Genomic DNA, 13,235 nt, shown 5'->3' on the forward strand with positions numbered 1-13,235 from the left:
CAAAGCGTGGCACCGGCTGGTTAGCCTGAGCGCCGGTTCCCGGGACACCCTGATGCGTCTGCCGCTGACATCGATGGTGATGATCGTGTCGCTGTGCGGCTGCGCGCCTGCGCCTGCGCCGGTTCACGCCAGCGAAGCCAACGCCGCCCCTGCCGTGCCGACCCCCGATACCCCCTTCGCCTACGCCGAGACCGACATCGTCGACCTGCAGGCGCAGATGACCGCCGGTGCCCTGGACAGCGTCACCCTGACCCGCGCCTACCTGGAACGGATCGCGCGCATTGATCGCGCCGGCCCGCGCCTGAACGCGGTGATCGAGCTCAATCCCGACGCCCTCAAGGACGCCGCCGCCCTGGATGCCGAACGCCGGCACGGGCAGCTGCGCGGTCCGCTGCACGGCATCCCCGTGCTGCTCAAGGACAACATCGGCGCACGCCCGATGAGCAACAGCGCCGGCTCGCTGGCACTGGCGAAATTCCGCCCCGACGACGCCTTCCTGGTCACCCGCCTGCGCGCGGCCGGCGCGGTGGTGCTGGGCAAGACCAACCTGAGCGAATGGGCCAATTTCCGCTCCAGCCAGTCGATCTCCGGCTGGAGCGCACGTGGCGGCCAGACCCGCAACCCCTACCGGCTCAGCCACACCCCCTGCGGCTCCAGCAGCGGCAGCGCGGTGGCGGTGTCGGCCAACCTGGCTGCGGCAGCGGTGGGCACCGAAACCGACGGCAGCATCGTCTGCCCGGCGGCGATCAACGGCGTGGTCGGCCTCAAGCCCACCGTCGGGCTGATCAGCCGCGAAGGCATCATCCCGATCTCCTTCAGCCAGGACACCGCCGGGCCGATGACGCGCAGCGTCGCCGATGCCGCCGCCCTGCTGACCGCCATGGCCGGCCGCGACGACGCCGACCCGGCAACCGCGACCATGCCCGGGCGCGCGGTGTACGACTACACCGCGCGATTGAACGCCGACAGCCTGCGCGGCGCGCGCATCGGGGTGCTGCAGGGTCCGCTGGACCAGCTGCCGGGTATCGCCCCGGCGCTGCAGCACGCGATCGGCGTGCTGCGCGAGGCCGGCGCCGTGGTGGTGCCGGTACAACTGCCGACCCAGGGCCAGTGGCAGGATGCCGAGCGCATCGTGCTGCTGCATGAGTTCAAGGCCGGCCTGCAGCGCTACCTCACCCGCTACAACGCACCGGTGCGCAGCCTGGACCAGGTGATCGCCTGGAACCGCGAGCACGCCGACAAGGAGCTGCTGCCGTTCGGCCAGGACCTGATGGACGAGGCGGCCGCGGTGGGCGGGCTCGGCGATGCGACCTACATCGCTGCGCGCAGCCAGGCACGACGCCTGGCCGGACCGGAGGGCATCGACGCGGCCCTGCGCGCGCAACAGCTGGATGCACTGATCGCACCGACCACCGGTGTCGCCTGGCCGATCCGCGCCGGCGCGGGCGATGATTTCCCCGGCGAGAGCTACAGCGCCGCCGCCGTGGCCGGCTACCCGAGCCTGAGCGTGCCGATGGCGCACGTGGACGGCCTGCCGCTGGGCCTGTTGTTCATGGGCACGGCCTGGAGCGAACCACGCCTGATCGAGCTGGCCTACGCCTACGAGCAGCGCACCCGCGCCCGGCGCCCACCGCGGTTCCGGACCAACAGCCTGCTGCCGCATATCAGCCCGCCCTGAGGGGGCGTACCGACCAACGGTCGGTACCTACCGGGCTTCGGCACGTTCGCGCCACCGATCCATCACCCGTTCGCCGGGCCACACCCCGGTAGCGCCTGACCGTTGGTCGGGCGACGACGCACCGTCCAACCACGCCCGTTACGGTTCCGGCTGGATCGCCGGCGCGCCATCCTCGGCGCCCGGCGAGCGCACATCCTCGGCCGGCTGCGAACGCGGCCCACGCAGACCGGGATCGGGCTGCTGCAGCAGTTCGGCACGGGTGCGCGGCAGCGCCTGCGGGTGCTCGCGGGCCAGGAAGTCCAGCATCCGCTCGCGCACGATGCAGCGCAGGTCGAAGGCATCGCCGGAATTGCGCGCGCTGACCAGCAGGCGCACCTGCAGCGTGTGGTCGGTGGTCTCGGTGACCTGGGTCACGCACACCCGGCCATCCCACAGCGCCTCGCCCTTGCAGATGCGCTCCAGCTCGGCGCGGATCGCCGCAATCGGCGCCCGGTAATCCAGCCACAGGAACGCGGTGCCCAGCAGGTCGGCGCTGCGCCGGGTCCAGTTCTGGAACGGGTTCTCGATGAACCACGTCAGCGGCACCACCATTCGCCGCTCGTCCCAGATGCGCACCACCACGTAGCTGCTGCCGATCTCCTCGACCCGCCCCCACTCGCCCTCCACGATCACCACGTCGTCCAGCCGGATCGGCTGGGTCAAGGCAATCTGCAGGCCGGCAATCAGGTTGCCGAACACTGGCTTGGCGGCGATACCCGCGACCAGGCCGATGATGCCGGCCGAGGCCAGCAACGCGGTGCCGATCTGGCGCACCATCGGGAAGGTGAGCAGGATCAGCGAGATGCCCACCAGGATGATCGCGCCCATCAACACGCGGCTGAGCACCCGGGTCTGGGTCTGCACGCGGCGCGCCTCGAGGTTGTCGGCCACCTCCATCGGGTGGTCGCGCAGGATCGCCTGCTCGCCGGCGGCCACCGCGCGCACCAGCAGCCAGATGAAGCAGGCCGTCAGCCCGATGTGCAGCATGCGCAGCGAACCCTCCAACCAGCGCCCCTGCAGCGGCGTGGCCTCCAGCGCGGGAATCAGCAACAGCAACGGCAGCGCGAACGCCAGCGGGCGGCTGATCACCCGGGCAATGCGCGCACGCCGGTAGTCACGGCCCTTGAGTCGTCGGGTCAGCGCCATCAACAGCCACCAGCCAGTGAAACCCACCGCCAGCGCGATGCCGATCGGCCACAGATACAACGCCGCCTGTTGCCAGTCCACTGTCACTGCACGCTCCTGCGGTCTTCAACGGAAGACCGCAGGGTGCCAGCGCGGCGATGACCAGCGTGTCAGCCGGATGTAAGCCGCGCGTGGACGGCGGCGGCTACATCAGGCGGCGTAATGCTGCTGCTTGCGCACGATCGCCATGGCGATCTCCAGCGACTGGTCGTAGTTCAGGCGCGGATCCACCGACGACCGGTAGGCACGCTCCAGGTCGCGTTCGGTCAGCTCGCGCGCACCGCCGGTGCATTCGGTCACGTCTTCACCGGTCAGTTCCAGGTGCACGCCGCCCAGGCGGGTACCGGCGGCGGCATGCAGGTCGAAGGACAGCTCCACTTCGCCACGCACGTTGTCGAAGCGACGGGTCTTGTAGCCGTTGCTGGTGCTCTCGGTGTTGCCGTGCATCGCATCGCACACCCACAGCACGCGGCGACCGTCGCGCTTGACCGCATCCAGCAGCGGCGGCAGCTTCTCGGCGATATGCGCCGCGCCCATGCGGTGGATGAAGCTCAGGCGGCCGGGTTCGTCATCGGGGTTGAGCACGTCGATCAGGCGCAGCAGCTGGTCCGGCTGCACCGACGGGCCCACCTTGATCGCAATCGGGTTGCGTACGCCGCGCAGGTATTCCACGTGCGCGCCGTCGAGCGCAGCGGTGCGCATGCCGATCCACGGGTAGTGCGTGCTCAGGTTCAACCAGCCCTGCTGGCGCGGCACCTGGCGCGTCAGTGCCTGTTCGTAGGGCAGCAGCAGCGCTTCGTGCGAGGTGTAGAAATCGATCCGGTTGAGGTTGTGCACGCGCACCCCGGCCAGCGTCTCCATGAAGTGCACCGCGTCGCCGATCGACGCGACCATCTTCTGGTAGTCGGCGGCCAGCGGCGAGTGCTGCACCCAGTCCAGGTTCCAGTACTCGGGATGGTGCAGGTCGGCGAAGCCACCGTCGATCAGCGCCCGCACGAAGTTCATGGTCATCGCCGAATGCGCGTGAGCCTGCAGCATCCGGCGCGGATCGGGCAGGCGGGCGGCCTCGGTGAACTCCGGCGCGTTGATCACATCGCCGCGGTAGCTGGGCAGGGTCACGCCGTCGCGGGTTTCGGTATCGGCCGAGCGCGGCTTGGCGTACTGGCCAGCGAAGCGGCCCACCCGGATCACCGGCTTGCGCATGCCATGCACCATCACCAGGCTCATCTGCAGCAGCACCTTGAGCCGGTTGGAAATGGTGGTGGACTCGCAGTCGCTGAAGTTCTCGGCGCAGTCGCCGCCCTGCAGGAGGAAGCGCTTGCCCTCCTGCGCATCGGCCAGCTGCTGCTTGAGCGCCAGGATCTCCCAGGAGGTGACCAGCGGCGGCAGCCGCTTGAGCTCGTGCAGGGACGCGTCCAGCGCCAGCGGGTCGGGATAGGTCGGCATCTGCAGCGCGGTCTTGCCGCGCCAGCTTTCCGGCGACCAGGCGGTATCGACGGCGGTCGCGACAGGAGCGGCTACGGGCGGGGCGGACGGGCTCATCACGGACTTCCGGCAGGGGGTGGGGACCGGCCATGGTCGCAGAGCGCGCCGCCGACGCAAAGCACCGCGCGCCCGGCGGCGGCAGCTGAACGCCGGAAAACGGCCGGCGCGATCGGCCACGAACGGCATGCCCAGGGGCCGGCGGACAGGCGCATGATTTGTTACGGAGTAACACTGCCAGGCCGGCACCCCCTTCCCTGCCCAGCCCAACGCCGCCCCCATGAAGCCCTCTGCGCTCACCGCCGCCATTGCCTTCGCCCTCACCGTCACCAGCCTGCCCGCCCTGGCCGACGCGCCCGCCACGCCCGCCGTCACCGACCTGGATGCGGTCACCGTCAGTGCCCAGCTCGACCAGGCCCGCAACACCCTTTCGCCGGACATCGGCAGCAGCCAGTACCAGATCACCGCCGAGGACATCCAGAAGCAGCCGCTGGGTGCGTCGGCCCCGCTCAGCCAGGTGCTGCTGCAGGCCCCTGGCGTGGTCCAGGACAGCTATGGCGGGGTCCACGTGCGGGGCGACCACGCCAACCTGCAGTACCGCCTCAACGGCGTCCTGCTGCCCGAATCCATCTCCGGCTTCGGCCAGACCCTGGACGCGCGCACGATCAAGAGCATCCGCCTGATGGATGGTGCACTGCCGGCCCAGTTCGGCGAGCGCACCGCCGCCGTGGTGGACATCACCACCCGCAGCGGCGCCGAGCTGGGCAATGGCGGCAGCGCCGGCCTCACCACCGGGTCGTTCGGCACGCTCAACCCCAACGCCTCCTGGTGGGGCAGCCAGGGCCGCTGGAGCTGGTACCTGACCGGCAACTACAACCAGAACGAGGTGGGGCTGGAAAACCCGACCGCCTCGCGCCGGCCCGATCATGACGACACCCACCAGGGCAAGGCGTTCGCCGACCTCACCTACCTGCTCAACGACAGCACCCGGCTGAGCCTGTTCGCCGGGTTCGCCAACAACCGCTTCCAGATTCCGACCAACCCCGGCCAGGAACCGCAGTTCGGCTACCTGGATACCGCCGGGCAGGAGTCGGCGCAGCTGGACGAGACGCAGCGTGAGACCACCCGCTTCGGCATGCTGGTGCTGCAGGGCACGCTGGGCGACACCGCCTACCAGGTCTCGGCCGGGCAGCGTTACAGCGACCTGGCGTTCAACCCGGACGTGGCCGGCGACCTGGTCTTCAACGGGGTGGCCTCGCAGGTGCAGCGCAGCAACCGCGCCACCACCGTGCAGGCCGACTTCTCCACCCCGCTCGGCGACAACCACACCCTGCGTTACGGCCTGTACGACAACAGCGAACGTGCGCGTGCGGGCAGTACCGCCTGGGTGTTCCCGGTCGATGCGGACGGCCACCAGGCCAGCACCACGCCCCTTGTGATCCCCGACACCAGCGCCTTCCACGCCAGCACCGCGGCGCTGTACGTGCAGGATGAATGGCGCATCGGCACCGACTGGACGCTCAACTACGGCCTGCGCGGCGACCGCTACCGGGCCTTCGGCGGCACGGAAGGCCAGCTCAGCCCGCGCCTGGGCGTGGTCTGGAATGCCACCGACAGCACCACCGTGCACGCCGGCTACTCGCGCTACTTCACGCCCCCGGCCAGTGAACTGGTCGCTGGCAGCGACATCGCGCTGTACGACGGCACCACCAATGCGCAGCCGGCCATCGGCAGCACCACGCCGCTGTCCGAGCGCAGCGACTACTACGACGTGGGGATCTCCCAGCAGGTTGGCGAGCACCTGACCCTGGGCCTGGACGCGTACGACCGCAAGGTCGATCGCCTGCAGGACGAAGGCCAGTTCGGCGCTGCCTATATCTACTCCACCTTCAACTACCGCCGCGGCCACATCCACGGCGTGGAGTTCAGCGCGGACTACAGCCGGGGGCCGCTCAGCGCGTACGTCAATGCGGCCTACAACAAGGCGATGGGCAAGCAGGTGCTCACCGGCCAGTACAACCTGGACCCGGAGGCGCTGGCCTACGTGCAGGACAACTGGATCCACCTGGACCACGACCAGAAGCTGACCTCGTCAGGCGGGGTCAGCTACGCCTTTGCCGGCCACAACCGGGTGGGCGCGAACTACGTGTTCGGCAGCGGGCTGCGCTCGGATATCGAAGGCGTGCCCAACGGCGGTGAGCTGCCGTCCTACCTGCAGGTGAACCTGAGCGCGGCGCATGATTTCAACGCCGACAGTGGGCACCCGCTGCACGCGCAGTTGGCGCTGGTCAACGCGCTGGACCGCAGCTACCAACTGCGCGACGGCGGCGGCATCGGGGTGTTCGCGCCGCAGTGGGGCCCGCGCCGTGGCGCCTACCTGAGCCTGCAGCAGGACTTCTAAGCGGCTACCCGGTCCGCCGGCCATATGCCGGCGGGCCCGGGGTGCGCCGGGTCAGGCGCGGCGCTTGCGGAACGAGGCGTACAGCGCCCAACCGGCCAGCAGCACGAACCACACCAGGCTCCACATGGGCATGGTGAGGCCGAGGAAACGCCAGTCGATGTTGCCGCAATCGCCGGTGCCGGTCAGCACGGTGCGGAACACTTCGAGCGGGCCCATGGTTTCGCTGAGGAAGGCCAGCGGCGGGCCGCAGCTGGAGCCCATGTCCTTGGGCAGCAGCTGCACGTAGACGTGGCGGCCGGCAATGCCCATACCGACGGCGGCGGCAATGAAGGCCAGCACACCATAGGTGCCACGGCCGGCACGTTCGCGCGGGCCATGCAGGGCGCCAATCAGGAACAGCAGGCCGAGCGCGGCGAACGCCAGGCGCTGGAAGATGCACAACGGGCACGGCTCCAGCCCGATCTTCAGCTGCAGGAAGATCGCATAGGCGAGCAGCCCGGCGCAGATCAGGAACCCCAGCAGGAACTGGGCGCGGTAATTCCAGCGCAGTGGATTCATTGGCAACACTCGTGAACGTGCAAGGCGCCAAGATTAACAGGGCGCCGCAGGCCCCGGCCCCTGCCGACCTACCGGCTATCGGCCCGCTGGACCAGACAGCGTGTTCCAAGGTCCACACCCACGCTGTGTTGCCCAGTAGGGGCGTCGGCACGGGTGGGTTGGCGGGACACGCCGTAAATCCATCCTTGGAGGCTCCGTCGCGCCATCCATGGCGCTCAGGGTCCCGCCAACCCACCCGTACCGCCGCCTGGACAGTTGGCTGGTGCCGCAGCATTGAACAGCACGCCATCGAGCGGTGTGGTTGGGCTGCACAGCCGCCGTCAAGGCACGCTGGGGTCGACAGCACGGCTTTGCCCTTCCCGTGCGCACCGAGCCACTGTCCAGGCGCTGGTGGGGGTGGGTTTACGGGACCCTGAGCCGCATGGATGCGGCGACGGAGCTTACATGGGTGAGGGCGCATTGCTTGCGAGGCATTGCCTCGCATGCGTCCGAACGCACAGCCGCAGCGGCTGGGCCGGGCCGCGGAGCGGGACTTGCAGCGTGTCCCGTAAACCCACCCCCACCAGGGCCCATCGCAGGAACCGACGTACTGCACTGCCGCCCTTGCCTTTTCTCACGGCCACAAACGGAAAAACCCGGCACAAGGCCGGGTTCTTCACCGAATTACGGGTGTTGCGCGTCGATTATTCTTCGACGGCTTCAGCCACGGCAGCCGGACGGTCGACCAGTTCGACGTAGGCCATCGGAGCGTTGTCGCCAGCGCGGAAGCCGCACTTCAGCAGACGCAGGTAGCCACCCGGACGGGTCGCGTAGCGCGGGCCCAGGATGGTGAACAGGTTGCCCACGGCTTCGTTGTCACGCAGACGGGCGAACGCCAGACGACGGTTGGCGACGGAGTCGACCTTGGCGAGGGTGATCAGCGGCTCGGCGACGCGGCGCAGTTCCTTGGCCTTCGGCAGCGTGGTCTTGATCAGCTCGTGCTTGAACAGCGAGGCAGCCATGTTCTTGAACATTGCTTCGCGGTGAGCGCTGGTGCGGTTGAACTTGCGGCCGGACTTCATGTGACGCATGGACGTGATTCCTTGATTGAATGTTGGATCGGTTGGGTATCGCTGTCGCCATCCTGGCGTTGCTGCTTGGACTGCGGTTGGTCCGATGCCGGCCCTCCTGGCCGACCGTCACCGCAGGCTATTGGCCTGTCGATGCGAGGTACTGCGGGTAAAGCCCCCGCACCCGAAGGTGCGGGGTCAAGCATCTTGCGTAGCGCTGGATCAGCCGAGCATGCCGTGCTGGGCGACACCGGCCGGCGGCCAGTTCTCCAGCTTCATGCCGAGCGAAAGACCGCGCTGTGCGAGGACTTCCTTGATCTCGGTCAGCGACTTCTTGCCGAGGTTCGGCGTCTTGAGCAGTTCCACTTCGGTCTTCTGGATCAGATCGCCGATGTAGTAAATGCTCTCTGCCTTCAGGCAGTTGGCCGAGCGAACGGTCAATTCCAGATCGTCGATCGGGCGCAGCAGCACCGGATCCACGCCGTTGTTGGCCGGCTTGGCAGCACCGCGGTCGCGGTGGGTGAAGTCACCGAAGACCGACAGCTGATCGCTGAGGATATCCGCGGCAGTGCGCACGGCTTCCTCGGCATCGATCGTGCCGTTGGTTTCGATGTCCAGCACCAGCTTGTCCAGATCGGTACGCTGTTCAACGCGGGCCGCTTCCACCGAATAGGCGACGCGACGGACCGGCGAGAACGAGGCGTCCAGGACCAGACGACCGATGGCACGGGTTTCTTCATCCGGACGACGACGCGCGGCCGCCGGCTGGTAGCCGAAACCACGCTCGACCTTCAAACGCATATTGATTGCCGTGTCCTTGGTCAGGTGGCAAATGATATGGTCGTTGTTGAGGATCTCGACGTTGTGATCGACCTTGATATCGGCAGCAGTCACGACACCCGGACCCTGCTTGGACAGCGACACGGTTGCGTTGTCACCGGTATGCATACGGATCGCCACGTCCTTCAGGTTGAGCAGGACTTCAAGCACGTCCTCCTGCAAGCCTTCAAGGGTGGTGTACTCGTGCAGCACGCCGTCGATCTCAACTTCCGTGATGGCGAAGCCCGGGATGGACGACAGCAGCACGCGACGCAGGGCATTGCCCAGCGTATGCCCGTAACCACGCTCCAAGGGTTCGATAACGACCTTGGCGCGGGTGTCGGTAAGGCGTTCGATCTGCGGACCGCGAGGACGCAGAACCTGGTTGGCGGTAACCGTCATGTTGCGGGTTCTCCTAGTGAATCCCCGGCCGTCGCCGGGGATTCTCCAATGTGAATTACTTCGAATACAACTCGACGATCAGCGCTTCGTTGATATCCGCAGGCAGGTCCGCACGATCCGGAACCGCCTTGAAGATGCCGGCGAACTTGCCGGAATCCACTTCAACCCACGACGGACGCAGGTCGTGCGTGGCCGACACGGTCAGGGCTTCCTGAACGCGCAGCTGCTTGGCAGCCTTCTCGGACAGCGCGACAGCGTCGCCAGCCTTGACCTGGTAAGAAGCCAGGTTGACCGACTTGCCGTTCACGGTGACACCGCGGTGCGAGACCAGCTGACGAGCAGCCGGACGGGTCACAGCGAAGCCCATGCGGTAGACAACGTTGTCCAGGCGGGTTTCCAGCAGCTGCAGGAGGTTCTCGCCGGTGTTGCCCTTCTTGGTCGAGGCCTTCTTGTAGTAGTTGCGGAACTGACGCTCCAGCAGACCGTAGATACGCTTGACCTTCTGCTTTTCGCGCAGCTGGGTAGCGTAGTCGGACAGCTTGCCCTTACGGGCAGTGGCGCCGTGCTGGCCGGGCTTCTGCTCCAGCTTGCACTTGGAGTCCAGCGCGCGCGCCGGGCTCTTGAGGGAAAGGTCGGCGCCTTCGCGGCGGGCGAGCTTACAGGTAGGACCGATATAACGAGCCATTTCTTATCGCTCCTTTAGACGCGACGCTTCTTCGGCGGACGGCACCCGTTGTGCGGGATTGGCGTCACGTCGATGATGTTGGTGATCTTGTAGCCCACGTTGTTCAGCGAGCGCACGGCCGACTCACGACCCGGACCCGGGCCCTTGATGCGGACTTCCAGGGACTTGACGCCGTAGTCGAGCGCGGCACGGCCGGCCTTCTCGGCAGCCACCTGGGCAGCGAACGGGGTGGACTTGCGCGAACCGCGGAAGCCAGCGCCACCGGAGGTCGCCCACGACAGAGCGTTGCCCTGGCGGTCGGTGATGGTCACGATGGTGTTGTTGAAAGAAGCGTGGACGTGGGCGACGCCGTCAGTGACGACGCGCTTGATCTTCTTCTTGGTCTTAGCGACGGGCTTAGCCATTTCTTAGGTCCCTTACTTCCTGATCGCCTTGCGCGGGCCCTTGCGGGTGCGGGCGTTGGTACGGGTGCGCTGGCCACGCAGCGGAAGACCGCGACGGTGACGCAGACCGCGGTAGCAGCCCAGATCCATCAGGCGCTTGATCGCGATACCGATTTCACGGCGCAGATCGCCTTCCACGATGTACTTGCCGACTTCGAGACGAAGACGCTCGATTTCCGGCTCCGACAGATCGCGGATCTTGGTGGTCGAGGTAACGCCTGCGGCGTCGCAGACCTTCTTCGAACGGGTACGGCCGATGCCGTAAATGCTTTGCAACCCGACCCAGACGTGCTTCTGGGCTGGCAGGTTGACGCCTGCAATACGCGCCATGACGCGGTTCTCCAGCTGAGTGATGGCCGACAGCGCACCATGGGGCGCGCCAATCCGGCAGGATGGATCAAAAAAGTGAACTAGCGATACTAACAAGGTTCCGGTTTACTTGGAAGCCCGTGAAACACAAGGTTTCACGAACTTGGCCCAGGGAGTGTGCCCAGGCTCCGGCGCCGGATCAGGTTGACTCCAGGAATTGGCACTTTCGCACCCTTCCCGGTGACGCCCGCGCTACTCCCGCGCGGGACCACCCGATCTCACCCCCACCCGGAACCGCTGCGGGGGCCGCCCTTCGTTTGTGTGGCCAGGTCCGCGAAGCGGAGGACCATCACGTCAGGAAGACGAAAGTGTAACAGGCTTATCAGCCGCGGGCAAAACCGCCGCGATTGCCGCCCTTCAGGTTGGCCTTTTTCAGCAGGCTCTCGTACTGGTGCGACATCAGGTGCGCCTGGATCTGCGCAATGAAGTCCATCACCACCACCACCACGATCAGCAGCGAGGTGCCGCCGAAGTAGAACGACGCGCCCAGCTGGGTGCGCATGATTTCCGGCAGCAGGCAGACGATCACCAGGTACAGCGAACCGGCGGCCGTCAGGCGGGTCAGCACGGCGTCGACATAGTCGGCCGTTGCCTTGCCCGGACGGATGCCCGGAATCAGCGCGCCCGACTTCTTCAGGTTGTCGGCGGTTTCCTGCGAGTTGAACACCAGCGCGGTATAGAAGAACGCGAAACCGGTGATCAGCGCAGCGAACACGATCATGTGCAGCGGCTCGCCCGGACCCAGCGCGTTGGCCACCTTCTGCAGCCAGGTCGCCGAACTGGCCTGGCCGGACCACATGGCCAGGGTCGTCGGGAACGCAAGGATCGACGAGGCGAAGATGGCCGGGATCACACCCGCCATGTTCAGCTTCAGCGGCAGGAACGAGGTCTGGTTCATGTACGCGTTGCGACCGCCCTGGCGGCGCGCGTAGTTCACCGTGATCCGACGCTGGCCACGCTCGACGAACACCACGAAGTAGGTGAAGGCCAGCACCACCAGCACGATCAGCAGCAGTGCGATGAAGCTCATGTTGCCGTCGCGGTAGGCTTCCACGGTGTGGATGACCGCGCCCGGCAGGCCGGCCACGATGCCGGCGAAGATGATCAGCGAGACGCCGTTGCCGATGCCACGCTCGGTGACCTGCTCGCCAACCCACATCAGGAAGATCGTACCGGCGGTCAGCGCGACGATGGCGGTGAGCACGAAGCCCATGCCCGGGGCGTACACAACCGGCGCGCCGCTCGGCGACAGCTGGTTCTGCAGCGCCAGCGCGATGCTGCCGCCCTGCACCACTGCCAGCAACACGGCACCGATGCGGGAATATTGGGTGATCTTGCGACGGCCCGACTCACCTTCCTTCTGCATTGCCTTCAATGCCGGGAAGATATGGACCGCCAGCTGCATCACGATGGACGCCGAGATGTACGGCATCACGTTCAGCGCAAAAATGCTGAAACGGTGCAGGGCGCCGCCCGAGAACATGTTGAACATGTCCACGATGCCGCCGCCCTGCGCCTGCATGAGCGCAAGCATGGCATCGGGATTCACGCCCGGCACCGGCACATAACAGCCGATGCGATAGACGATCAATGCCCCGATGACGAACAGCAGACGCTGGCGAAGTTCCGTGAACTTGCCGAGCCCGCCGCCGAGGTTGCCAATGCCAGCTTGCGCCATGTCTTACTCCTGTACGCTGCCGCCGGCAGCTTCGATCGCGGCCTTGGCACTGGCCGTTGCAGCGACGCCCTTCAGGATGAACGCCTTGGTGACGTCGCCCTTCATGACAATCTTGGCCCGCTTAGCGGAGCTCGGGACCAGCTTGGCAGCGCGCAGCGCGGCAAAGTCGATCTCGCCGGCTTCCAGGCGTTCCAGCTGGTAGGACAGCACTTCAGCGGTGTCCTTGGCAATCTTGGAACGGAAACCGACCTTCGGCAGACGACGCTGCATGGGGGTCTGGCCGCCTTCGAAGCCCGCCTTGATCTTGCCGCCACCCTTACGGGCGAACGAACCCTTGTGGCCGCGGCCGCAGGTCTTGCCCAGGCCGGAGCCGATACCACGACCGACGCGGGTACGCTCTTTACGAGCGCCCGGTGCCGGGCTCAATTCATTCAGATGCATGGTCAT

General features: G+C 66.8%; 12 protein-coding genes. 2 read left to right on the top strand and 10 right to left on the bottom strand.

Features of this window, described 5'->3' with window-relative positions:
* Positions 1-52 precede the first annotated feature (52 nt).
* The gene (locus DX03_RS15665) at positions 53-1,678 is read left to right on the top strand and encodes an amidase (RefSeq protein WP_038690249.1); all 1,626 of its coding nucleotides are present in this window, start codon (positions 53-55) and stop codon (positions 1,676-1,678) included.
* A gap of 138 nt (positions 1,679-1,816) precedes the next feature.
* Here the strand turns inward: DX03_RS15665 and DX03_RS15670 are convergent, their stop codons facing one another.
* Entirely contained in the window at positions 1,817-2,944 is a 1,128-nt protein-coding gene (locus tag DX03_RS15670) for a mechanosensitive ion channel family protein (protein WP_038690251.1), read from the bottom strand.
* Positions 2,945-3,052: 108 nt separating this feature from the next.
* Positions 3,053-4,444: a class II 3-deoxy-7-phosphoheptulonate synthase gene (locus DX03_RS15675; protein WP_038690253.1), complete on the bottom strand. Its 1,392-nt coding sequence runs from the start codon at positions 4,442-4,444 to the stop codon at positions 3,053-3,055.
* A gap of 220 nt (positions 4,445-4,664) precedes the next feature.
* On the opposite strand from DX03_RS15675, the gene DX03_RS15680 reads away from it, so the two are divergent.
* The gene (locus DX03_RS15680) at positions 4,665-6,785 is read left to right on the top strand and encodes a TonB-dependent receptor (RefSeq protein ID WP_038690255.1); all 2,121 of its coding nucleotides are present in this window, start codon (positions 4,665-4,667) and stop codon (positions 6,783-6,785) included.
* 51 nt (positions 6,786-6,836) lie between these two features.
* Here DX03_RS15680 and DX03_RS15685 read toward each other — a convergent pair whose 3' ends face one another.
* From DX03_RS15685 to rplO, 8 genes are all read right to left on the bottom strand, one after another.
* Complete coding sequence (locus DX03_RS15685) at positions 6,837-7,343, bottom strand: disulfide bond formation protein B (RefSeq protein WP_038690257.1); 507 nt, start codon at positions 7,341-7,343, stop codon at positions 6,837-6,839.
* 683 nt (positions 7,344-8,026) lie between these two features.
* Positions 8,027-8,413 carry a 50S ribosomal protein L17 gene (gene rplQ, locus DX03_RS15690; RefSeq protein ID WP_038690259.1) on the bottom strand — a complete coding sequence of 129 codons (387 nt, stop codon included), beginning with the start codon at positions 8,411-8,413 and terminating at the stop codon, positions 8,027-8,029.
* A 201-nt stretch (positions 8,414-8,614) separates the two neighbouring features.
* Positions 8,615-9,613, bottom strand: coding sequence for a DNA-directed RNA polymerase subunit alpha (locus DX03_RS15695; RefSeq protein WP_038690260.1), 999 nt, complete (start codon positions 9,611-9,613; stop codon positions 8,615-8,617).
* A gap of 55 nt (positions 9,614-9,668) precedes the next feature.
* Positions 9,669-10,298, bottom strand: a complete 630-nt coding sequence (gene rpsD, locus DX03_RS15700) for a 30S ribosomal protein S4 (protein ID WP_038690262.1) — start codon at positions 10,296-10,298, stop codon at positions 9,669-9,671.
* A 14-nt stretch (positions 10,299-10,312) separates the two neighbouring features.
* On the bottom strand, positions 10,313-10,702 hold the full coding sequence (gene rpsK / locus DX03_RS15705) for a 30S ribosomal protein S11 (protein ID WP_017355427.1): 390 nt from the start codon (positions 10,700-10,702) through the stop codon (positions 10,313-10,315).
* A 12-nt stretch (positions 10,703-10,714) separates the two neighbouring features.
* Entirely contained in the window at positions 10,715-11,071 is a 357-nt protein-coding gene (gene rpsM / locus DX03_RS15710) for a 30S ribosomal protein S13 (protein ID WP_019186163.1), read from the bottom strand.
* Positions 11,072-11,432: 361 nt separating this feature from the next.
* Positions 11,433-12,788: a preprotein translocase subunit SecY gene (secY, locus tag DX03_RS15715; protein WP_038690265.1), complete on the bottom strand. Its 1,356-nt coding sequence runs from the start codon at positions 12,786-12,788 to the stop codon at positions 11,433-11,435.
* A 3-nt stretch (positions 12,789-12,791) separates the two neighbouring features.
* Positions 12,792-13,235 (bottom strand): 50S ribosomal protein L15, encoded by a 444-nt coding sequence (gene rplO, locus DX03_RS15720; RefSeq protein ID WP_038690267.1) that lies wholly within the window; start codon positions 13,233-13,235, stop codon positions 12,792-12,794.

This window comes from Stenotrophomonas rhizophila (assembly GCF_000661955.1).
Taxonomy (GTDB): domain Bacteria; phylum Pseudomonadota; class Gammaproteobacteria; order Xanthomonadales; family Xanthomonadaceae; genus Stenotrophomonas; species Stenotrophomonas rhizophila.